The organism is Sphingopyxis sp. LARHCG72 (genome assembly GCF_052871675.1).
The window spans coordinates 283,880-305,376 of sequence record NZ_JBIXJU010000006.1 but is presented as its reverse complement, the minus strand read 5'-3'; the positions used below and the strand labels follow the sequence as shown (position 1 = coordinate 305,376).

The following is a 21,497-nucleotide window of genomic DNA, read 5'->3' as shown; positions in this document are numbered from 1 at the left end:
CGGGCTCCTTATTCGGCAGGGACGGGCGCGAGCGGGCGGTCCGCTGCGGCGTTGTAGGGGGTTTCGGTCATCGGCTTTTCGGCACGGACCTTGCCGCTGAGCGTCGCCCAGACGTTGAAGACCATGATCAGGAAGCCAGCGAGATACATCGCCCCGCCCGCGGCGCGGATCAGGTACATCGGGTGCATCGCCGCGACGCTTTCGACGAAGCTGTAGACGAGGTAGCCGTCGGCTCCATATTCGCGCCACATCAGGCCCTGCATGATGCCCGCGACCCACATCGACGCGGCGTAGAAAACGATACCGACGGTCGCGAGCCAGAAGTGCCAGTTGACCATGCGCAGGCTGTAGAGCCGCTCGCGGCCCCACAGGCGCGGCGCGAGGTAATAGACGCAGGCGAAGGTAATCATCCCGTTCCAGCCGAGCGCGCCCGAGTGCACATGGCCGATCGTCCAGTCGGTGTAATGCGACATCGAGTTGACCCATTTGATCGACATCATCGGGCCTTCGAAGGTGCTCATGCCGTAGAAGGCCAGCGCCATCACCATCATGCGGATGATCGGGTCGGTACGGATCTTGTCCCACGCGCCGTTCAGCGTCATCAGGCCGTTGATCATGCCGCCCCAGCTCGGCATCCACAGGATGACCGAAAAGACCATGCCCAGCGTCTGCGCCCAGTCGGGCAGCGCGGTGTAGTGAAGGTGGTGCGGCCCCGCCCAGATGTAGAGGAAGATCAGCGACCAGAAATGGATGATCGACAGGCGATAGCTGTACACTGGCCGCTCGGCCTGCTTCGGCACGAAATAATACATCATCGCGAGGAAGCCCGCGGTCAGGAAGAATCCGACCGCATTATGCCCGTACCACCATTGCGTCAGCGCATCCTGCACCCCGGCGAAGGCAGCATAGCTCTTCGACCCAAAGATGCTGGCGGGCATCGACAGATTGTTGACGATGTGGAGCATCGCGATGGTGACGATGAAGCTGAGGTAAAACCAGTTCGCGACATAGATATGCGGCTCGCGGCGCTTGACGATCGTGCCGACGAACACGACCAGATAGGCGACCCAGACGATCGTCAGCCACAGATCGACATACCATTCGGGCTCGGCATATTCCTTCGCCGCGGTGACGCCCATCAGATAGCCCGTCGCCGCGAGGACGATGAAGAGCTGGTATCCCCAGAAGACGAAGCGCGCGAGCGTCGGGAACGCGAGCCGCGCGCGGCAGGTGCGCTGGACGACATAATAGCTCGTCGCGATCAGCGCGTTGCCGCCAAAGGCGAAGATCACCGCCGAGGTGTGCAGCGGCCGCAGCCGCCCGAAGGTCGTATATTCGAGGTTGAGGTTCAGCGCCGGGAAAGCGAGCTGGAGTGCGATAAAGAGCCCTGCGGCCATCCCGGCGACACCCCAGAACAAGGTCGCGATGACGCCCCAGCGGATCGGGTCGTCGTCATAGACGCCCTGATCGGCGGGCATCTTCAACAGGCCGCGCTCAAGGCCGCTGTAATCGGCACGCGTGACGGTCGCCCACAGCATGGCGAGGCATGCAAGCGCGACGATGATCATATGCACCGCGAAGGGCGCATCGACCGCGAGCGCCGCCATCACGAGCGCCAGCAGGGTCAATCCCAACCAGCCCCCCGCCTTTGTTACCAGACCGTCCATATCGCTTGTCCCTGCTTGGCGCAGCCCTTCGGCCACGCGGTTCACCGCCGCCATGGACGCGCGGGCGCGACGAAACATTGACCGGGATCAACGAACTTGTTGCGCCGCATCAATGCGGGCGCATTCCGCCGGGCGCAGGGACGGCTTCGTCAAGCAAGGAGCCTAGACCCATGAAAAAACAGACTCTCTCCCTCGCCGCGCTGGCCGTCGCGCTCGCGCTTCCCGGCCAGGCCTTCGCAAAGGCGGGCGACGTGCAGGTCAAGCTGCTCGGGACGCTCGTCGCGCCCGACGGCAAGATCAAGGATGTGAAGATCGACCGGATCGGCCTGCCTGCGGGAACGCAGACGAAGGCCGACGACAATATGGTGCCGACAATCGCGGTCGAATATTTCGTCGCCGACAACATCTCGCTCGAAACGATCGCCGGGGTGACGCAGCATGATGTCGACGGGCGCGGCGCGCTCGCCGGTGCTGGGCTGGTGTCAGACGCGAAGATCGTGCCCGCGACGCTGACGCTAAAATATCATTTCGGCAAGGATGGCGGCGTCCAACCCTATGTCGGCGCCGGACCCAGCTATTTCATCTTCATCGACGAAAAGCCCGGCGCGACCGCAGTGGCGCTCGGCGCGACGCGGCAAAAGATGAACGACACGTTCGGGGTCGCGCTCCAGGCCGGGATGGACGTCCCGGTGAACGACAAGGGACTGGCCGTGACCTTCGATGCGAAGCGCTATTTCCTGCGCCCGACCGCGCGCTGGTTCGCCGGGACGACCGAAGTGCTGCGCACGAAGCACAGGCTCGATCCATGGGTGCTGAGCGCCGGGGTCGCCTTCCGCTTCTGAGCGGGAGGTCCTAGCCCGCCATATCCTCCATCGCCGCGCGATCGTTGATCACGATTTCGCGGCGCGAGGGCAGATCGACGACGCCGTCGGCTCGCATCTTCGTGAGCTGGCGGCTCGTCGTTTCGATCGTCAGGCCAAGGATGTCGGCGATCTGCTGGCGGCCGAAAGGCAGCTCGAACCCGTCGCGCGCGCCCGACTGGCATCCCTGCCCCGACAGGCGCTCGGACATTTCGAGCAGGAAGGAGGCGACCTTCTCCGACGCCGACTTGCGCCCGAGCAGCATCATCCAGTGCCGCGCGCGGTCGAGTTCGTCGAGCGTCCGGCGGAGCAGCTTCTGCTGGAGATCGGGATGCGTACTCGCGAAATCGTCGAAATTATTACGGTTGAAGATGCACACTTCGGCGTCGGTCATCGCCGTGACGCTGTACGGGCTTTCCTTGCCGAACGGGCGGCCGATGAAATCGGACGGAAAGACGACGCCGACGATCTGCTCGCGCCCGTCGGTGGTCGAGACGACGAGTTTGAGCACGCCTTCGAGGACATTGGCGACGACGGGGGCGCCGTCGCCTTCCCAGAGCAGGGTCTGCCCCTGCCGTACTTTCTGTCGGCGCCCCATCTTGCCCAGCGCGGCTAGTTCCGCGGGGTTCAGGCTCGCGCAAATCGCGCGGTTTCGGACAACGCAGGTAGCACAATCGGTCACGCGGCCGCCCTACAGGAAGGCGGCCGGTTTGAAAAGCGTAGCGGACCGAAACCCTAATGCGCGAGAAGCAAAGGGGCCGGCGCGGCTTCGAGAAGGTAACGGGTCACGCCGCCGAACAGCGTCTCACGCAAGCGCGGCCGGCCAAAGGCGCCCATGACGATCAGGCCGGGGGCGATCGCCTTCGCCTGCCACTCCAGCACTTCCTCGGCAGTATCCGCCCCGCGCTCGACCTGACGGAAATCGGCATGGATCCCGTGGCGCGACAGATACAGCATCGCATCCTGGGCCGGGATCCGTCCGTCGTCGGCACCGACCGTGACCAGGATGACCTCGCTCGCGTCGCGGATCAGCGGTACAGCCGCGCGCAGCGCGTGCGCCGCCTGCGGGCTGCCGTTCCACGCGACCATCACCGGCGCGTCGAGATCGACCGGCCCGCCGCTTTCGGGAATCGCCAGCACCGGTACAGGCACGGTCATCGCGAGGTCGCCCGCCCTCATCGGCGCGTTCGGCTGTCCGAGCGAAACGATGGCGAGGTCCGCCAGCGTTGCGGCGAGCGACATCACGGACAAGGCATCGCCGTCGGCGATCGCGATATCCCAGGGCACATCCTCGCGCGCCAGCTCGGTCCCCAGCCGCTCTGCCAGCTCCTGATCGGCAAGCTCGGCCTTCGCGAGTTGCCCGGCCGCCAGATACATTCCGCCGAAAGGATCGGTCGCGATGAACTGCTGAAAGGGAGAGGCGATCACAAAGCTGAGATGTGAACGGTTCCGTCGGCCGATCGCCAGTGCGGTTTCCGTTCGCGCCGCCATGGCCCGGCTCGCATCGGCGTGGATCAACAGGTTTCGCATATCATTCCTCCTGCGGTTGCGGGGAACTCTTGCCGCGCCCTTCAAAGGCGGTCATTGATCGCGGTCAAATGGCGCGGCCATTGATATTTCGCATAATGCGAATAGTTATCACACCGTCTGTCCGGGCCGCCCCAAAGCCGGGATCCGACAATGGACCCGTCACCAAGGAGCCCCGATCTTGCCGGCCATCGCCACGCGCCCCGAGCCAGCGCCCGTCCCAACCCGGACTCCGGCGCTTGCCCATCATATCGTCGTCGTCGATGACGACGCAGGGGTGCGCACGCTGCTGACGCGAATCTTGCGCGAATGCGGTTATGAGGTCAGCGGCGCGCGCGACGGCGCCGAATTGCAGGAGATCATCGGGGCGGGACGGATCGACCTGATCCTGCTCGACATCATGCTGCCGGGCGACAGCGGCATCGAGCTGTGCCGGACGATCCGCAAGCAAAGCCATGTGCCGATCATCATGATCAGCGCGCGCGGGCAGGAAAGCGACCGGGTCGCCGGGCTCGACGTCGGCGCCGACGATTATATCGCGAAGCCCTTTGGCCGGTCCGAAGTGCTCGCCCGCGTGCGCGCGGTGCTGCGGCGGATGCGCGATCCGCACGCGCCGCTCGACGCGCCGATCCCCGAACGTTTCGAATTTGCCGGTTGGCAATATCACGCGCGGCGCCGCGAGCTGATCGCGCCGTCGGGCGCCGAGGTCGACCTCACCGCTGCCGAACAGGACCTGCTGGCACTGCTCCGCAATCCGCAGCGGATGATCGGCCGCGAGCGCCTGCTCGAACTGTCGCGCAGCCGCATCGGATCCTCGACCGATCGCAGCATCGACGTGCTCGTCAGCCGGCTGCGACGCAAGCTCGGCGACGGCCGGAAGGTGCGCCCGCTGATCCGCACCGTTCGCGGGGTCGGCTATATGCTCGCGGCCGACGTTATCGTGACCTGACCGATGCGCCTGAGCCTTCCCGAGGCGATGGTCGGGCGAATCCTGCTCGTTCTCGTCGGCGCGATCCTCCTCGAACTGCTTGGCAATATCGCGCTCCAGCGCTGGCAGGAACGCGAACTCCTGTCCGATCAGGAGATCGGGCAAATCGCAAGTCGGCTGACCGAAGCCGAACGCACCGCGCTGGCGCACCACGCGCGCGACCGCGGCGAACGCCTTCGCGACCTCGCGGAGGGCGATCTCTCGCTCAACTGGGTGCCACGCACCGTCATCACCGACTTCAGCGCCTCCTTCGCCCAGCTCCAGAGCCTGCGCGCGCGCCTCGTCCGCTCGGCGCCGGACCTGACATCGCGCGAACTGCGGCTGACGCTGATGCCGTCGGCCGCGCGCGGCGAGCGCGACCTCGTCGGCGCGCTGCGGATCGCCGACGGCAGCTTCGTCACCTTTCGCCTCAGCCCCTATCTCGGTGCGCCGCCCGACCCGCGCATGGTCATCCTGCTCCACCTCTTGCTCGTCGCGGCGGTGCTCGGAATCGCGCTCGTCATGATCCGCGCGCTCGTCCGCCCGCTCAGCGATCTTGCCGCCGCGGCGGATCGGACCAGCGGCGGCCGTCCGAGTCCGGTCATCGTCGATGGGCCCGCCGAAGTGCGGCGCGTCGCGACGGCTTTTTCGGCGATGCAGGAACGCCTGCTGCGAGCGATGAGCGACCAGACCGAGGCGCTGGTCGCCGTGTCGCACGACCTGCGAACGCCCATCCAGCGCCTCCGCCTGCGCGCGTCGTTGCTAAGTGATAGCGAAGCGCGCGAGGCGATAAGCGCCGATCTGGCTGAAATGGAAAGCTTCATCGAAGCGACTTTGTCCTATTTCCGGAGCGGCGAGGAAGAAGTGCCGCGGCTGATCGACGCCGCGGCGCTGCTCGCCACGGTTGCCGACACCGCCGCCGACCTCGGCGACGATATCGCCTATCGCGGCCCCGACGCTTTGCTGGTCACCGCCCGCCCGCTCACGATCAAGCGCATTCTCGCCAACCTGATCGACAATGCGCGGCGCCATGCGAACCGCGTCGAGCTCTCCCTTCGCGACGATGGCCCCGACCGGTTCACGATCGACGTCGACGACGACGGGCCGGGCATCGCGCCCGACCGGCGCGACGAAGCACTGCTGCCGTTTCGCCGCCTCGACGAAGCGCGCGCACGCGATTCCGGCGGCGCAGGGATCGGCCTTGCCGCCGCGCACAAGGCCGCCGCCGCGATGGGCGGTGCGCTGACCCTGCGCGACAGCCCGCTCGGCGGTCTCGGGGTCAGCCTGATGCTGCCGCGAGACTGAAAGCCGCTACCCGCCGCGAATCCCCCTCTCCTCCCTGCTGCCCGCGATTGTGACAAAGTGTTGCTGACACTCGCCTGACCCCGATTCCGAATTGACCCCGCACGGCGTCCGCATCAGGTGCGCGCCGATCTTTTGCAAATCATTCGCATTATCGGGGGACTATCCAATGACCGCTTTCCATCGCTCGGCTGCGCGCCTCGGCTGCAGCAGCTGCTTAATGGCGATCGCCGCGCTGATCGCAGCGCCCGCCGCCGCGAACGAAGGCGACGAGGCCCCTGCCGGATCGGACATCGTCGTCACCGCCGCGGGGTTCGAACAGAAAATCACCGATGCCCCCGCCAGCATCACGGTCGTCACCGCCGAGGAGCTGCGCGAACGGCCCTATATGACGCTGATCGACGCGGTGCGCGATATCGAGGGGGTCGACGTCGGCGAAACGTCGGACAAGACCGGCCAGCGCACGATCAGCATCCGCGGCATGGGATCCGACTATACGCTGATCCTGATCGACGGCCGCCGCCAGAACAACCATGGCGACATCTATCCCAACAGCTTCGGCGGCAACCAGTTCAACCATATCCCGCCGCTCGACGCGATCGAGCGGATCGAGGTCATTCGCGGCCCCGCATCGACGCTCTATGGCGCCGACGCGCTGGGCGGCGTGATCAACATCATCACGAAGAAGGTGCTCGACCGCTGGTCGGGCTCGGTGACCTTCGGGCGCAGCATCCAGGAAGACAGCGATTTCGGCGACGACATGACGTTCGACGCCAACGTCAGCGGCCCGATCGTCCCCGGCATCATCGGGATGAAACTGCGCGGCTCCTTCTACAAGCGCTACCCTTCCGAACCCGATTTCGCGCCGGTCGTCGATCCTGCGGGCGTGTCGCATGTCGGGCTGGGCTTCGGCGGCGGCGGCAAGACGGTGAAGAACACCAACCGCAGCTATGGCGGGTCGCTGACCTTCACGCCCTCGCCCGACCACAGCCTGATCTTCGACATCGATTATTCGAAACAGGTCTATGACAACACGCCGATCATCGACCCGGTCAGCGGTGCGATCACCTATCCGCTCGGCACCCTCGACGGGATCGAGAGCATCTGGCGCGCCTCGGGCGGCATCGTCCAGCCGCGCGTCGGCTATACCGAAAACCAGGTCTTCGACCGCCTGTCGTGGGCCGGAACCTATAATGGCGACTTCGGCTTCGCGCGGACTTTCCTGTCGTTCGCCTATATCGAAACGAACAACAAGGGCCGCACCATGCCCTTCTCGGTCGCCGAACGCCAGTTGCTGCAACAGATGTTCAGCGGCACCGGCCCCTATGCCGGGATGCCGACCGCGCAGCGCCGCGCGCTCGCCGAAAGCACCTTCCTGCCGCGCCCGCTGCGTACGCTCGAAAGCGCGCAATATACGCTCGACGCACGGATCGACATCCCGGTCGAGAATCTGGCGGGGCGCCATCATTTCGTGGTCGGCGGCCAATATATCGACGGCACGCTCGACGATGGCGTGTTCGGGCTGGAGGCTGCGGTCGGCGGGATCGAGGCGGTGCAGGATCACCGCATCTGGTCGCTGTTCGCCGAGGACAACTGGACGATCTTCGAAGGCTTCACCCTCACCGGCGGCATCCGCTACGACAATCACAACCTGTTCGGCGGCCATGTCAGCCCGCGCATCTATGCCAATTATTCCATCACCCCGACGCTGACGGTGAAGGGCGGCGTCAGCACCGGCTACAAGACGCCGAAGACCACCGACCTCTATGACGGGATCCGCGGGTTCGGTGGACAGGGCACCAGCCCCTTCATCGGCAACCCCGATCTGAAGCCCGAAACCAGCGTCAACAGCGAGGCGGCGATCTACTGGAACCCGACCGCCAACAGCGGGATCAACGTCACGCTGTTCCACAACAAGTTCAAGGACAAGATCGACACGACGATTGTCCGGCCGTGCGCACTGACCAATTTCGTCCGGCCTTGCGCCAATCTGGGCGACTATTACGCCGTGCTCGGGCTGGGCAGCACGATCAGCATCCCGTTCAACGTCGACAAGGCGCGGATCAAGGGCGCCGAGGTCGCGGGCCGCTATCAGTTCTTCCCCGGCCTGTCGCTGCGCGCCAACTATACCTATACCGACAGCAAGCAGCTCACCGGCGCCTCTGCGGGGCAGCCGCTGACCCAGTCGGCGAAGCATATGGCGAACGCGACGATCGACTGGGAGCCGTTCGACGGCCTGTCGACGCAGCTCTCGGCCGAACACCGCTCACGGCGCTATCGCGGCGTCGCGACGAACGGCGATCATCTCTATTACAACAGCTACACGGTGCTGAACCTTGGCGCGCAATATCGCCTGAACGACCATCTGACGATCAGCGGCCGCGTGAACAACCTGCTCGATCGCGACTTCCGCGGCTATGATGTCGACTTCGGCAATCCGGTGAACGGTGCCTATACGCCGACCTACATCGATCACTACAACAACAAGGACAAGGCGCGCAGCTATTGGGTGAGCGTCAACGCGCACTTCTGAGACAGGCCATGGGGCGTCCGGACGCCGGGCGCCCTCAGGCGGTCATCTCGCGTCGGCGCATTTCGGTGGGAACGACGCCGAAGCGGCGCGCGAAGGCGCGGGTAAAGCTCGCGTTGCTCATATAGCCACAGCGATAGCCGATGCTCGAGATCGACAGGTCGCTTTGCGCGAGAAGCTGGCGCGCGCGCTGGAGCCGCCGCTCGCTCACCGCCTCGGCGACGCTGCATTGATACAGCTCGCGAAAGCCGCGCGTCAGCTTTTCCTTGCTCAGCCCGCAGCGCCGCGCGACGCTGCTGACGGTCAGCCGTTCCTGCCAATGCTCGTTGACGAGCTGGTGCGCCGCGGCGACGCGGGTGATGTCGTCCTCGCTCAGCGTCGTCGCGCCGCCGACTTCGACCATGCGATTTTCGGCCAGCGCCGTAAAGAGCTGGCACAAGAGTTCGAGGCTGCGCGCGGACCGCAGGATGTCGGGCACTTCGCCCTCCCCTTCGACCGCAACGACGGAGCGGCCGAGCCCGCGCAGGTCGGCGGGAAGATACCAGCGGCCCGCAGGCTTCGGCAGCAGGGCGAAAAGGCGAAGGCAGGCGGCTTCGCTGACCGCGAACACCACCAGATGATCATTGGCATTGCCGTCGAGATCTGACGCGACGAGGACGCTGACTGCGGGTTCGCCGATATCCCCGAAGCCGAGGATGATCGCATCGGGCGGAAGAACCGCGGGGTCGCAAGGGCCGCGGCCGATGTAGCTCGTGAACTCCGGCGTGATGGCCAGAGGCAGTTTGTTGTCCATGACGGTCATCCGAAAGAGCAGCCAGTCCCATTGATGCGCTCCGCAGCGGAGCTCAAGCCCCTTATCATATAAGAGGCTAAAGGCTGGCTTTTCGTACTTTCCCGGTAATCGCCCGCGACGCGGGGCCCGCGCCCTAGCCGGGCGTCAGAAACGCTTGATCGACAATACCTCGAAGGTTTGCCGCAGCGTCTCCGTCGAACGGTCGTAATCGTCGAGCGCCAGCGCCGCGATCAGCGCGTCGGCAACGCAAAGCTGCGCGATGCGGCTCGTCATCGCCTCGGTGCGAAAGCGCGTTTCGCGTGCCATGGTGAACAGCACGACGTCGGCATAGGCCTGGATCGGTGAGCGCGCGAAGTTGGTGATGACGATCGTTCGCGCCCCCGCTTCCTTCGCGAGACGTGTCGCCGCAACGGTCTCGTGCGTCGCGCCGCTGTGCGAAATCGTCAGCACCGCTACGTCGGGGTCGCAGCGCGAGGCGCTGATCGCCTGGATATGGCTGTCGATCACCACGCGCGCGTCGAGCCCGATGCGCAGCATCCGGTAATGCGTGTCCTCGGCAATCGGGGCCGAAGACCCGATGCCATAGATTTCGATGCGCTTTGCCGAACGGATCATGTCGACCGCGTTCCGCAGCGCCTGCGGATCGAGCACCGACAGCGAGTCGCGCAGTGCCTGGATGCCCGAATGGAAAACCTTGCGACAGATCGTATCCATGTCGTCGTCGCGGCCGATATCCTCGTGGATGAACTGCACCGGCTGGACCACCTCGCGCGCGAGGCTCAGCTTCAGGTGCTGGAACCCCGACAGCCCGATGCTGCGGCAGAAATTGACGACGCTGCCTTCGCTGACCCCGACCGCCTCGGCGAGCTCGGTGATCGACATGCGGACAATCTCTTCGGGCTGCGCGAGGATATGGTCGGCGATGCGCCGCGCGCCCCGCGCCATCGTGCCATGAGCCATCCTCATTCGTTCGAGCGCATTTTCGATCGGCGCCCGATCGTCGCCTGCCGCTTTCGAAACCCCACCCTTGTCATTCATCTTACGCAATTCTCCGTCAGAATCCTCACGTCCGCCACCGCGACAGAGAATGCTAGCCGAGATCGGAATCATCCGAAAGTACAATTTGCTCATTATTATTTAAATCTAAAACTGAGCCTATTTCACTCAACTGTCACATGCCACCCCTAGCGGATGCCTCGCACATTGGTGCGGCGCAGCATCGAGTCGTGAACACGGCCGCCCCTGCTCCGCCAATGTGACCGGGATTCTTCAAAAGGGGCATGATTGTGCACATCTCTTCCAAAACGCGTGCGGCCATGGTTGGCCTGTTGCTCTCCGCCAGCGCGCTGCCGTCGGTGGCGTTTGCGGCCGTCGATGAAGCAGGCGCCGACAGCGCCGATGCCGGCTCGGGCGCGGGCGACGAGATCATCGTCACCGGCACCGCAGCGGTCGAAGCCACCCCGCTCGCCGCCGCGGCGGTCGAATATGGCAACGCCGTCCAGATCGTGACCGCCGAGGAAATCGCCGCGACGGGCGCGACCAACTTCGCCGAAATCGCGCAGTTCCTGATCAAGGGCGCCAACATCGGCTATTCGCCCGACGAAGGCGAATATACGATCCGCCTCGACGGCGGCAGCGACCGCGACACGCTGGTGGTGCTCGACGGCGTGCCGCTCTACGACCGCGGCCCCGCACTCGAGGATATCTGGGGATCGACGACGATCGACCCGCACATGATCGAGCGCGCCGAGGTGTTCCGCGGCGGCAACAGCCTCTTCTTCGGCAGCAACGGCGGCATCGGCGTGATCAGCCTCGTCACGAAGCGCCCCGACGGCAGCAGCAAGTTCGAACTCGGCGCGCAATATGGCGCGTTCAACACGCGCGAAATCTGGGGCAACGCCAGCTTCCCGATCGACCCCGAAGGCCGCCACAGCCTGATGATCTACGGCGGCACGATCCAGACCGACGGCCCCCGCATCTTCGCCCCCGAAGCCTATGTCGACAATGTCGCCAAGGCGGGCGGCATTCAGGATTATCCGCTCAACCGCAGCAATATCGGCATCAAATATCTGTGGAAGGTCGATGACAAGAGCGAACTCCGCATCAACGGCCAATATACGCAGATCGAATTCCACGACCCCTTCCCCGACGCCGAAACCTTCTCGCCGAACCGCGTCCGCTATCCGATCGTCGATTTCTCGCTCGACCGCCGCTGGTCGGAGAATTTCTACACCGAGATCGCCGGCTACTGGAGCAACCCGCGGCTCAACAACACCGAGACCTTCGCCGAAATCTGCAAGACGCCCGCGGGCTGCACCGATCCGACGACGGGCCGGTTGATCCGTTTCGGCGACGCGACGGGCAAGTCGATCCCCTTCCCCAACAAGGGCTTCGGTAAGGATTCCAAGGTCGGCGGCTTCCGTGAAATGGGGCTCAACGTCCGCAACACGCTGTCGCTCCCCAACATCCTCGAGGTGGTCGCGGGCGTGCAGGTCGTGTCGTACAAGAATGACTCGGACCCGGTCTTCCCGATCTCGAACAAGGCGAACACGATCACCGGCGTCTATGCAGACTTCCGCCCGGTGATCCCGTTCAGCCCCGACACCAAATTGTCGCTCGCCCTGCGCACCGACTTCGCCGACAGCTTCGGATCGCGGACGATCTGGAAATTCGGGTTTCGCCAGCCGATCGGCGCTTTCTATATCCGCGGCAACGGCGGCACCTCGTACAGCCTGCCGCGCACCAACGAACTGTTCGCGCAGAGCCCGACGCTCGTCGGCAACCCCGACCTCAAGACCGAGGAAACCGAAACCTACAATGGCGGCATCGGCTTTTCGCAGAGCTTCGGCAACGTCCAGGTGAATGCCGAGGTCGGCGCATTCCGCACCGACGTGACCAACCGCATCCAGACGACGTCGGGCCTCACCCCCAACACCTATTTCAACAACGACCGCATCACCGAGATCCGCGGGCTGACCGCCGAACTCGACGTGCGCGTCGGCAAGGGCTTCTCGTTCAACATCAACTACACCAAGCAAAAGGCGCGCCTCGACGGCAGCAAGCTGCAGATCAACGAGACCCCCGAATATATGATCGGCGGCAACCTCCGTTGGACCAGCCCCGACGACCGCTTCTCGGTCACGCTCTTCCCGCGTTACCAGGGTCCCGAATATGCGACGGGCGGGGTCAATAGCTCGCTACGCCACAATTTCGGCAATTATTTCCTGATGAACGGGTCGATCGGCTATCGCCTCGGCGACGAGCGCCAGCACCAGTTTCAGCTGCGCGTCGTCAACATCTTCGACCAGAAATATGCCGAACGTTACGGCTATGGGAACATGCGCTACAGCTCGGCCTTCATTCGCGGCGAGATCGCGCTGAACAGCCCCGAATATTTCTACGGCTACGAGTTCGAGGGCAAGCCGCGCAGCGTCTATATCTCCTACTCGACCAAATTCTGACCGGCCCGGCTCGAGGAACCCGGTTCATGCCGCTGTCACAGCCCCGTCGTAGTTGCCCCCCGTTTCTCGGGTCGACGGAGGTTGTTTATGCGGCGGTGGATGATTGCGGCTGTGCTGGCGGCGTTATGCGCTGCCGGCGCGGCCTGGCTGCTTTTGCCGCCGCGCACCGCGCAGCCGCCGCCGCTGCGCGTGCTGCTGATCCCCGCCGACGGCGGGACCGAAAGCGGCACGCTCGCCGACTATCGCCCGGTCTTCGACGCGGTGGCGCGCGGCACCGGACTCCGTTTCGACCTCAAGGTCGCGCAATCCTATGGCGGGGTCGTTGAGGCCATGTGCAACGATGCCGCCGACATCGCCTTTGTCGGACCCGTCACCTATTTGCAGGCGAGGCGCCGCGGCTGCGCCGAAATGCTCGCCGTCGCGGTCAAATCGGGGCGCTCGGTCTATTATGCCGGGCTGTTCGTCCGCCCCGACTCCGCCGTCCGCTCGATCGGCGACCTCAAGGGGAAGCGCGTCGCGTTCGGCGATATCAACTCGACCTCGGCTTTCGTCTTTCCCGTCGCGATGTTCCTCGACGCGGGGATCGATCCCGCACGCGACCTGTCGGCGGTACGCATGACCGGCACCCACGCGAACAGCCTCGCCGCATTGGTCAATGGCGAGGTCGACGCCGCCGCGCTTTCCTTCGACAGCTATGACAAGGCCGTCCGTGCGAACGTCCCCGGCGCAGCGGACCTTCGCGTCGTCGCGCGCAGCGGCCCGATCCCCTACCCGCCGCTGATCGCGAGCACGCGCCTCCCGCCCGCCGTGAGTGCGCGGCTTCGCGCGGCGTTCGAGAATATCAGCCGCACCCCCGGCATCACGCCCGAGATGATCCGCGGTTATGGCGGCGCACAGGTCGACGGCTATACGGGCGCGGTCCCTGCCGGTCATTTCGATCCCGCCGCGCGGAAAATGGCGCAGGTCGGCCCGGCGTTGAAGGGCGAGATGCTCCGCAAGGCGGCCGAAAGGCCGGTCCGATGATCGACATCGGGATCGCCGGTCTCGGTGTCCACCATGCCCCCGGCAGCGCCGCACTCGCGGACGTCACCCTCTATATCCCCGCTGGCCAATTCTGCGCGGTGCTCGGCACATCGGGCGCGGGCAAATCGACCTTGCTCCGCGCCGCAGCGGGCCTCGTCGACGCAAGCGAAGGGCGCATTCTCTATGACGGCGCCGCGCCCGACCGCGCGCTTCGCCGCCGTATCGGCCTGATCCCGCAGGATTTCGCGCTGTGCGGCCGCGCCAGCGTCGCGCAGAATGTCATGGCGGTCGCCGGCATCGCCCCCTGGCGTTGCTTCACCGGCCTCTATCCCCATCCCGAACGCGAGCGCGCCGCGCGTCTGCTTGCCGGACTGGGGCTCGATGAAATCCATCTCGCGCGCCGCGCCGACAGCCTGTCGGGCGGACAGCAACAGCGCGTCGCGATAGCACGCGCGCTGCTCCATCGCCCCGCGGTCATCCTCGCCGACGAGCCCGTCGCCAGCCTCGACCCCGCGACGAGCGAAGCGACGCTGGCGCTGCTCCGCAACGAAGCTCGAAGCCTCGGCGCCACGGTAATCTGCAGCTTGCATCAACCCGCGCTCGCACGCCGCTTCGCCGATCGCATCGTCATGCTCGACGCCGGCCGCGTGGTCTTCGACGGGACGCCCGCGATGCTCGACAGCCATGCCGCGCCGCCGCGCGTCCGGGCAGTGGCGCGATGAACGCCGCCGTCCCCTGGCGCTTTCCCGCAATGCTCGACGCACGCGCGGTTGCCCTGCTTTTCGGCGCCCTATTGTTGCTCTGGTACACCGGCCAACGCGTCGAGATCGGGCGGATGCTGACGCTCAGCGGCGAAGCGGTGCTGGCGGAGGCAGGTCTCGCCGATCGCTCGCAGGTCGCCGAAGGTCTCGGCACCACGCTGGGGCAGCTCATCTCGATCCAGCTTTCATCGCGGCGCGAGGTCAGCCGCATCGCCGGTTTCGACCCCGCCCGCCTGCCTCCCTTCGCGCACATCGAAACCGTCGAGACGCGCGTGTCCGAACTCGATCCCGAAACGCTGCGCCGCAAAGACCGGATCGTGCGGACCGCCTGGCTGGTCGAGCCCTTCGGCTATCTGTTCCATGTCGCGGCAAAGATGCTCGAAACGCTCGAAATCGCGCTCTGGGGAACGTTCATCGCCGTGCTGATCGGCCTGCCGCTCGCGCTCTTCGGTGCACGCAACATCACCCCGCACGCCGCTCTGCGCGCCGGATCGCGCGCGACGTCGGCGTTTCTGCGCGCGGTGCCCGAACTCGTCGCTGCGCTGTTCCTCGTCATCGCCTATGGCTTCGGCCCGATCGCCGGCGTGCTCGCACTCGGCCTCCATTCGGCGGGTTTCCTCGGCAAATTCTACGCCGACGATGTCGAGGATGCCGACGCACGGCCGCAGCAGGCGCTCGCCGCGATGGGCGCCGGACGGCTCACGGTCTGGCGCAGCGCGATCCTGCCGCAGGTGCTGCCGCAGCATATCGCCTGCACGCTCTATACCTTCGACCGCAACGTCCGCATGGGCGCGGTGATCGGCCTCGTCGGCGCGGGCGGTATCGGGCAGGAACTCAAGGGCCGCTTCGACATGTATGAATATGGCCATGTCGGCACGATCCTGATCGCGATCTTCCTCGTCATCCTGACCCTCGACCTCGTCGCCTCGCGCGCGCGGCGGGCGTGGCGATGACCTCCCTCTTTCCTTTCAATCCGGAGTAGTTTGGATGTCCAATTCGAGACGTGATTTCCTGAAGGCCGCCGGCGTCGCGGCGGGCTCGGCCGCGGCCTTTCACGCCAGCATCGGCCGCGCGCTCGCCATCCCGGCGAAGCGGACGACGGGCACGATCAAGGATGTCCGCCACATCGTCATCCTGATGCAGGAGAACCGCTCGTTCGACCATTATTTCGGGACGATGAAGGGCGTGCGCGGTTTCGGCGACCGTCACCCGATCCCGCTCGCCGGCGGCAAGAACGTCTGGTCACAGAGCAACGGCGCGCGCGACCTGCCGCCCTTCCACCTCGACACCGCGCGTACCAACGGCCTGAAGGTCCCCGGCACCCCGCACAGCTTCTCCGACGCGCAGGCGGCGTGGAATCAGGGCAAGTTCGGCCTGTGGCCCAAGTTCAAGACCGATTATTCGATGGGCTATTACAAGCGCGAGGACATCCCCTTCCAGTTCGCGCTCGCCGAGGCCTTCACCATCTGCGATGCCTATCATTGCTCGATCACCACCGGCACCGATCCCAATCGCATCGTCTTCTGGTCGGGGTCCAATTTCGACCCTGAGGTTGCCGCCACCGGCACCAATTGCCGCGACGACAAGTCCGAACCCAATAACCTCCGCTGCTGGATCAAGGGCGCGCTGCCCGAACCCGGCTATACCTATGCCGGAAACGCGCTCGAATGGGCGACGATTCCCGAAGTGCTCGAAGCCGCGGGCGTCGACTGGCGCATCTATCAGGACCCCAACGACAATTGGACCGGAGCGATGCACGGCGGCCTCGCCTTCAAGGGCTTTCGCGACGCGAAGCCGGGTTCGCCGATCTACGAACGCGGCATGTCGCACCATTCGCTCGAAAAGCTCGCCGAAGATGCGAAGAATGGCACGCTGCCTGCGGTATCGTGGGTGCTGCCGCCCAAGCAATGGTCCGAGCATCCCTCCGCCTCGACCCCGATCGAGGGCGCCGAATTCACCGCAAGCGTGCTCGACGCGCTGACGGCCAATCCCGACACCTGGGCGGGTACGGTCTTCTTCCAGACCTTCGACGAGAATGACGGGCTGTTCGATCATTTCCCGCCCGCCGCGCCGCCGTCGTACAATGCCGACGGCACGCTCGCGGGCAAAGCGACGCTCGCGCTGCCCGGCCATTATTTCGACGATCATGAGGACAAATATCTGTCGCGCGACGACAATATCTCGGGAACGACGCGCCCGTTCGGCCTCGGCCCGCGCGTGCCGATGTATGTCGTCTCGCCGTGGAGCAAGGGCGGCTGGGTCAGCAGCGAGGTTTTCGACCACACCTCGGTCGGCCAGTTCCTCGAACAGCGCTTCGGCATCACCATCCCCGCGATCAGCCCCTGGCATCGCTCGGTGTGCGGCGACCTGACCTCCTGCTTCGACTTCGCGAAGGGCGCCGACGCCGCCTTCCCCGCGCTGCCCGACGTCAGCGGCTCGACAACGATCCTCGGCGCGCACCTGCAACGCCCGAAGGCGCTTCCGCCGCGCGCGCCGCAGCAGCTGTTCCAGGAAAAGGGCATCCGCCGTTCGCGCGCGCTGCCCTATATCCTCCACGTCGACGCGCGGATCGACAGCGCGGACAAGGCCATCGTGCTCGATTTCGTCAATCAGGGTACGGTTGGCGCAGTCTTCCACGTCTATGACAAGCTGCACCTCGACCGCATCCCGCGCCGCTATACCGTCGAAGCAGGCAAAGCGATCGACGACCGCTGGAACGTCGGCTCCGACGGGAGTTTCGACCTCTGGGTGCTCGGCCCCAACGGCTTCCACCGCGCCTTCCGCGGGACAGTCGACGAAGCCGCGCGCGCGCCCGCAATGACCGCGCGCTACGACCGCAAACGCGGCGGCCTCACCTTCACTTTCGTCAACGCGGGCAGCGACGCGCAGGAGGCCAAAATCGCCCGCGACGCCTATGCCGCGTCGGCCGCAAAGTCGGTGACCGTCGCCGGCCGCGGCAAAGCTGTCGAGGCATGGCCGGCGCCGAAGGACCATGACTGGTACGACGTGACCGTCGCGCTGCCGGGTATGGAGGTCCGCCTCGCCGGACGCGTCGAGCGCGGCGGGCATGGCATCAGCGACCCGCTGACCTTCGGCTGACAGCGGCGAAACGCCGGGTCAGTGTTTCAGATACTGGCTCGGCGGCACGCCGAAAGCGCGGCGGAACATCGCGGCGAAACCGCTGGGGCTGTCGTAGCCGACGTCGTACGTGACCTGCGTGATCGACGCCCCGGCGGCGAGCAGCGAGAGCGCCTCCATCAACCGCACCTGCTGGCGCCAGACCGCGAGCCCCATGCCCGTTTCCTGCTTGAAGCTGCGGGTGAAGGTCCGCCGCCCCATCGCCGCGAGCGCCGCCCAGTCGTCGATATCGCGCGGGTCGGACGGATCGGCGATGATCGCGTTGCACACGCGCAGCAGGCGCGGGTTCGACGGCATCGACACCTGATAGGGCGCGTTCGGCATCCGCCCGATCTCGTCGAGCAGCAGCGTGATGATCCGCCCCTCTCGCCCGTTGACGTCGTAGAGTGCCGGAAAGTCGACGACCTCGAGGATCAGCGATTTGACAAGGTTCGACACCTCGAAAACGCGGCATTCCCTCTCATGCTCATGCCCCGCGCACGGCAGGTACAGGGTGCGAAGCGACACCGGGCCGCGGCACGCAACCTCATGCCTTGTCCCGGCCGGCAGCCAGACGGCGCGCTGCGGCGGGATCACGAAACTCGTCTCGGGCGTGCGCACCGACATCACCCCTGCAGACGCGTAGAGGATCTGGATATGGTCGTGGCTGTGCATCGGATCGATGAAGCCCGCGGGATATTCATCCTGCAGCGCAATGACCGGCCGGTCGTTCACAAGGACATCGACACTATGCTTCATGGCCCGATCCTCGCAACTATTGGACAAATGCACGATATAGGCCGCACACCCTGTTGGCCAGCGAGGATGCGACCGCTGGCCTGTCCGGCGCGGTGATTGGCCCGAACGGGCGATAGATGCGGCGGTGTAAAAGCTATCAGGCGATCAAGGATCGTTTCGAGAAGGATATGCCAAATATGTCAAAGGGCTTGAGCGCCATGCAGGACGACATGGCCGACCCCGATATCCGCCGTTTCGTCGATGCGATCAACGCCGCTTATGTCGAGCACGGCGCCCCCGCGGGCGCCAGCATGGCGGTCCGTCGCCAAGTCGCCGAACGCGTCCGTAAGCCTTGGCGCGAAGATGGCCCGATAATGGCCGAGAGCAGCGAACTGGATATGGGCGGCGTCCGCATGCGGCTTCATCGCCCCGTCGCGGACGAGAAGCTGCCCGTCATGCTCTACATCCACGGAGGCGGCTGGATGTTGTTCAGCATCGACACGCACGACCGGTTGATGCGCGAATATGCGGCGCGCGCCGGTATCGCGGTGCTTGGCATCGATTACAGCCTTTCGCCCGAAAGCAAGTTCCCTGTCGCACTCGAGGAATGCGCCGCGGCGCTCGACTGGATTGCGGCGCAGGCGGACGCGCTGAACCTCGACGCGGGCCGCGTGCTGATCGGCGGCGATTCAGCGGGCGCCAACCTGTCGGTCGCGGCGTGCCTGCTGCAACGCCGGCGCGGCCGCGCCCTCCCCGCGGCGATGCTGCTCAACTATGGCGCCTTCGCGCCCGAACGCACGCCCAGCTATGCGCGCTTCGGCGCGGGCGATTATTCTCTCGAAGCCGACGAGATGGACGCCTTCTGGGCCGCCTATGTCGATGGCCCCGAACAGCTTTCCGATCCGCTTGTCGCGCCGCTGCGCGCCGACCTCGCCAGCCTGCCCCCCGCCTTTCTCGCCATCGCCGAATGCGACATCCTCGCCGACTGCAACCACGCCTTCGCCCGCAAGCTCGAAGAGGCCGGCGTGCCGACGACCGCGGTGACTTACCGCGGGGCGACGCACAGCTTCCTCGAAGCGGTATCGATCGCCCCGCTCGCCGCCCGCGCGCTCGACGAGCAGGCAGCGTGGATCCGTGATATCGTCGGCGGATGACCGGACCCTATGAACCGCGCGATGCCGCCGACATCGCACAACTGGTCGCCGAATACCCGCTTGCCTGGCTGGTATCGGGCGCCTTCCACGCCAGCCCCCTGCCGCTGATCGCAGAGTGCGACGACAGCGGCACCGTCGTCGCGCTGCTCGGCCATTGCGCGCTGCGCAACCGGCTTGTCGGCGATTTCCGCGCTGACCCGCGCGGCCTTGTCCTGTTCAACGGCCCATCGGGCTATGTACCGACGTCGCTCCTCTCGAAAACCGACTGGGCGCCGACGTGGAACTATGCCGTGCTCCGCTTCACCGTCGAGGTCGAGTTCGTCGGCGAGGAGACACGCGATGCGATCGAGCGGCTCGTCGCGAAGATGGAGGGCGGCGCCTGGTCGACAGCCAGCCTCGGCCCGCGCTATGACCGGATGCTCGATCAGATCATCGCCTTTCGCGCGCACGTCCGCTCAGCCGAGCACAGCTTCAAGCTCGGGCAGGACGAAAGCCCGCAAGGCTTTGCCGAGATCGTCGCGGGACACGGCGACCGGACGCTGACCCAATGGATGGAAGGACAGGCCCGAAGGTGAAGCTCTTCTTCGACGATCGCCAGATGGCGCACGCCCCTTCGCGCGAACTGCACAACGGCGACTGGGTGCCTCATGCGGAAAACGTCGAACGCCCGCGCTCGATCGTCGAACAATTCGCCGATTGGGCTCCCGTACGCGACTTCGGCATGGCGCCATTGCTCGCGGTGCACGACGCGGACTATCTCGCCTTCCTCGAACGCGCGCATCGCGACTGGCTTGCGGCGGGACGCGATGGCGACGCGATCGGCTATACCTTCCCGATCCGCCGCCGCCGGCCGCTCGCCTTCGGGCGCATCGATGCCGATCTCGGCGCGTACAGCTATGACGCCGGGACGCCGATCGCGGCGGGAACGTGGGAAGCGGCCTATTGGTCGGCGCAGGGTGCGCTGACCGCGCTCGATCATCTCGCGACCAGCGGCGAGGCCCATGCCTTCGCGCTGTGCCGTCCGCCCGGCCACCATGCCGGGCGCGACTATTTGGGCGGCTATTGCTACCTCAACAACGCCGCGATCGCGGCGCGCGAAGCGCAGAGCCGCGGCCTCGGGCCGGTCGCGATCCTCGACATCGACTATCATCACGGCAACGGCACGCAGGATATCTTCTACGAGGATCCCGCCATCTTCTTCGCCTCGATCCACGCCGACCCACGCACCGACTACCCCTTCTACTGGGGCCACGCCGACGAGCGCGGCGAAGGCGCGGGCGAAGGCAGCACGCTCAATATCCCCCTGCCCCGCGGGACCGACGGGTCAAGCTATGCGCCCGCTCTCGATACGGCGCTCGCCGCGATTTCGGGTTGGGGCGCGAAATTTCTTGTCCTCTCGTTCGGCGCCGATACGCACAGCAGCGATCCGATTTCGAGCTTCGCGCTCGAGCGGGAGGATTATGTCGAACTGGCCGGGCGCATCTCGGCGCTCGGTGTCCCGGCGCTGATCGTGATGGAGGGCGGCTACGCCGTCGGCGATCTCGGCAAGAACGTCGCCGCATTTCTTTCGGGCTTCTGAAACGACAAAGGGCCGCCC

18 protein-coding genes are annotated in these 21,497 nt (G+C 65.7%); 12 read left to right on the top strand and 6 right to left on the bottom strand.

The window, feature by feature from the left end; genetic code table 11:
* Positions 1-8: 8 nt before the first annotated feature.
* A complete protein-coding gene (gene ccoN, locus ACIPPQ_RS15745) occupies positions 9-1,667 on the bottom strand; it encodes a cytochrome-c oxidase, cbb3-type subunit I (protein WP_446545004.1) in 1,659 nt (552 codons plus the stop codon).
* Positions 1,668-1,837: 170 nt separating this feature from the next.
* On the opposite strand from ccoN, the gene ACIPPQ_RS15740 reads away from it, so the two are divergent.
* Positions 1,838-2,509 carry an OmpW/AlkL family protein gene (locus tag ACIPPQ_RS15740; protein ID WP_446545003.1) on the top strand — a complete coding sequence of 224 codons (672 nt, stop codon included), beginning with the start codon at positions 1,838-1,840 and terminating at the stop codon, positions 2,507-2,509.
* 10 nt (positions 2,510-2,519) lie between these two features.
* Here ACIPPQ_RS15740 and ACIPPQ_RS15735 read toward each other — a convergent pair whose 3' ends face one another.
* Together ACIPPQ_RS15735 and ACIPPQ_RS15730 are read right to left on the bottom strand one after the other, a co-directional pair.
* Positions 2,520-3,209, bottom strand: a complete 690-nt coding sequence (locus ACIPPQ_RS15735; RefSeq protein WP_446545002.1) for a Crp/Fnr family transcriptional regulator — start codon at positions 3,207-3,209, stop codon at positions 2,520-2,522.
* Positions 3,210-3,262: 53 nt separating this feature from the next.
* A complete protein-coding gene (locus ACIPPQ_RS15730; protein ID WP_446545001.1) occupies positions 3,263-4,057 on the bottom strand; it encodes a universal stress protein in 795 nt (264 codons plus the stop codon).
* A 187-nt stretch (positions 4,058-4,244) separates the two neighbouring features.
* Here ACIPPQ_RS15730 and ACIPPQ_RS15725 point away from each other — a divergent pair, with 187 nt between their 5' ends.
* The 3 genes from ACIPPQ_RS15725 (at position 4,245) to ACIPPQ_RS15715 (ending at position 8,856) form a co-directional block, all read left to right on the top strand.
* Positions 4,245-5,003 carry a response regulator transcription factor gene (locus ACIPPQ_RS15725; RefSeq protein ID WP_446545035.1) on the top strand — a complete coding sequence of 253 codons (759 nt, stop codon included), beginning with the start codon at positions 4,245-4,247 and terminating at the stop codon, positions 5,001-5,003.
* A 3-nt stretch (positions 5,004-5,006) separates the two neighbouring features.
* A complete protein-coding gene (locus ACIPPQ_RS15720; RefSeq protein ID WP_446545000.1) occupies positions 5,007-6,326 on the top strand; it encodes an ATP-binding protein in 1,320 nt (439 codons plus the stop codon).
* 166 nt (positions 6,327-6,492) lie between these two features.
* A complete protein-coding gene (locus ACIPPQ_RS15715) occupies positions 6,493-8,856 on the top strand; it encodes a TonB-dependent receptor domain-containing protein (protein WP_446544999.1) in 2,364 nt (787 codons plus the stop codon).
* A 34-nt stretch (positions 8,857-8,890) separates the two neighbouring features.
* Here the strand turns inward: ACIPPQ_RS15715 and ACIPPQ_RS15710 are convergent, their stop codons facing one another.
* Both ACIPPQ_RS15710 and ACIPPQ_RS15705 read right to left on the bottom strand, forming a co-directional pair.
* A complete protein-coding gene (locus tag ACIPPQ_RS15710; RefSeq protein ID WP_446544998.1) occupies positions 8,891-9,646 on the bottom strand; it encodes a helix-turn-helix domain-containing protein in 756 nt (251 codons plus the stop codon).
* A 144-nt stretch (positions 9,647-9,790) separates the two neighbouring features.
* On the bottom strand, positions 9,791-10,684 hold the full coding sequence (locus ACIPPQ_RS15705; protein ID WP_446544997.1) for a MurR/RpiR family transcriptional regulator: 894 nt from the start codon (positions 10,682-10,684) through the stop codon (positions 9,791-9,793).
* 278 nt (positions 10,685-10,962) lie between these two features.
* On the opposite strand from ACIPPQ_RS15705, the gene ACIPPQ_RS15700 reads away from it, so the two are divergent.
* The 5 genes from ACIPPQ_RS15700 to ACIPPQ_RS15680 all read left to right on the top strand — a co-directional run bounded on the left by ACIPPQ_RS15700 (position 10,963) and on the right by ACIPPQ_RS15680 (position 17,990).
* Entirely contained in the window at positions 10,963-13,107 is a 2,145-nt protein-coding gene (locus ACIPPQ_RS15700) for a TonB-dependent receptor plug domain-containing protein (protein WP_446544996.1), read from the top strand.
* Positions 13,108-13,194: 87 nt separating this feature from the next.
* Entirely contained in the window at positions 13,195-14,130 is a 936-nt protein-coding gene (locus ACIPPQ_RS15695) for a phosphate/phosphite/phosphonate ABC transporter substrate-binding protein (RefSeq protein WP_446544995.1), read from the top strand.
* Positions 14,127-14,852: a phosphonate ABC transporter ATP-binding protein gene (locus ACIPPQ_RS15690; RefSeq protein WP_446544994.1), complete on the top strand. Its 726-nt coding sequence runs from the start codon at positions 14,127-14,129 to the stop codon at positions 14,850-14,852. The genes ACIPPQ_RS15695 and ACIPPQ_RS15690 overlap by 4 nt, the downstream gene beginning before the upstream one ends.
* Positions 14,849-15,844 carry a phosphonate ABC transporter, permease protein PhnE gene (phnE, locus tag ACIPPQ_RS15685; protein ID WP_446544993.1) on the top strand — a complete coding sequence of 332 codons (996 nt, stop codon included), beginning with the start codon at positions 14,849-14,851 and terminating at the stop codon, positions 15,842-15,844. Before ACIPPQ_RS15690 ends, phnE begins: the two co-directional genes overlap by 4 nt.
* Positions 15,845-15,878: 34 nt before the next feature.
* Positions 15,879-17,990, top strand: coding sequence for a phosphocholine-specific phospholipase C (locus tag ACIPPQ_RS15680; protein WP_446544992.1), 2,112 nt, complete (start codon positions 15,879-15,881; stop codon positions 17,988-17,990).
* 18 nt (positions 17,991-18,008) lie between these two features.
* On the opposite strand, the gene ACIPPQ_RS15675 is transcribed toward ACIPPQ_RS15680, so the two are convergent.
* On the bottom strand, positions 18,009-18,767 hold the full coding sequence (locus ACIPPQ_RS15675; RefSeq protein WP_446544991.1) for an AraC family transcriptional regulator: 759 nt from the start codon (positions 18,765-18,767) through the stop codon (positions 18,009-18,011).
* A 176-nt stretch (positions 18,768-18,943) separates the two neighbouring features.
* Here ACIPPQ_RS15675 and ACIPPQ_RS15670 point away from each other — a divergent pair, with 176 nt between their 5' ends.
* Genes ACIPPQ_RS15670 through ACIPPQ_RS15660 form a run of 3 tightly spaced genes read left to right on the top strand, consistent with a single transcriptional unit; the run spans position 18,944 to position 21,479 of the window.
* The gene (locus ACIPPQ_RS15670; RefSeq protein WP_446544990.1) at positions 18,944-19,900 is read left to right on the top strand and encodes an alpha/beta hydrolase; all 957 of its coding nucleotides are present in this window, start codon (positions 18,944-18,946) and stop codon (positions 19,898-19,900) included.
* Positions 19,897-20,475, top strand: coding sequence for an FMN-binding negative transcriptional regulator (locus ACIPPQ_RS15665; protein WP_446544989.1), 579 nt, complete (start codon positions 19,897-19,899; stop codon positions 20,473-20,475). The genes ACIPPQ_RS15670 and ACIPPQ_RS15665 overlap by 4 nt, the downstream gene beginning before the upstream one ends.
* Positions 20,472-21,479 (top strand): histone deacetylase family protein, encoded by a 1,008-nt coding sequence (locus ACIPPQ_RS15660; RefSeq protein WP_446544988.1) that lies wholly within the window; start codon positions 20,472-20,474, stop codon positions 21,477-21,479. The genes ACIPPQ_RS15665 and ACIPPQ_RS15660 overlap by 4 nt, the downstream gene beginning before the upstream one ends.
* Positions 21,480-21,497: the final 18 nt, after the last annotated feature.

Coding starts and splice junctions, on each gene's coding strand:
- ACIPPQ_RS15700 (WP_446544996.1), top strand. CDS start 10,963: ATGGTTGGCCTGTTGCTCTCCGCCAGCGCGCTGCCGTCGGTGGCGTTT.
- phnE (WP_446544993.1), top strand. CDS start 14,849: ATGAACGCCGCCGTCCCCTGGCGCTTTCCCGCAATGCTCGACGCACGC.
- ACIPPQ_RS15680 (WP_446544992.1), top strand. CDS start 15,879: ATGTCCAATTCGAGACGTGATTTCCTGAAGGCCGCCGGCGTCGCGGCG.
- ACIPPQ_RS15740 (WP_446545003.1), top strand. CDS start 1,838: ATGAAAAAACAGACTCTCTCCCTCGCCGCGCTGGCCGTCGCGCTCGCG.
- ACIPPQ_RS15670 (WP_446544990.1), top strand. CDS start 18,944: ATGTCAAAGGGCTTGAGCGCCATGCAGGACGACATGGCCGACCCCGAT.
- ACIPPQ_RS15720 (WP_446545000.1), top strand. CDS start 5,007: ATGCGCCTGAGCCTTCCCGAGGCGATGGTCGGGCGAATCCTGCTCGTT.
- ACIPPQ_RS15730 (WP_446545001.1), bottom strand. CDS start 4,057: ATGCGAAACCTGTTGATCCACGCCGATGCGAGCCGGGCCATGGCGGCG.
- ccoN (WP_446545004.1), bottom strand. CDS start 1,667: ATGGACGGTCTGGTAACAAAGGCGGGGGGCTGGTTGGGATTGACCCTG.
- ACIPPQ_RS15710 (WP_446544998.1), bottom strand. CDS start 9,646: ATGGACAACAAACTGCCTCTGGCCATCACGCCGGAGTTCACGAGCTAC.
- ACIPPQ_RS15715 (WP_446544999.1), top strand. CDS start 6,493: ATGACCGCTTTCCATCGCTCGGCTGCGCGCCTCGGCTGCAGCAGCTGC.
- ACIPPQ_RS15705 (WP_446544997.1), bottom strand. CDS start 10,684: ATGAATGACAAGGGTGGGGTTTCGAAAGCGGCAGGCGACGATCGGGCG.
- ACIPPQ_RS15690 (WP_446544994.1), top strand. CDS start 14,127: ATGATCGACATCGGGATCGCCGGTCTCGGTGTCCACCATGCCCCCGGC.
- ACIPPQ_RS15675 (WP_446544991.1), bottom strand. CDS start 18,767: ATGAAGCATAGTGTCGATGTCCTTGTGAACGACCGGCCGGTCATTGCG.
- ACIPPQ_RS15695 (WP_446544995.1), top strand. CDS start 13,195: ATGCGGCGGTGGATGATTGCGGCTGTGCTGGCGGCGTTATGCGCTGCC.
- ACIPPQ_RS15665 (WP_446544989.1), top strand. CDS start 19,897: ATGACCGGACCCTATGAACCGCGCGATGCCGCCGACATCGCACAACTG.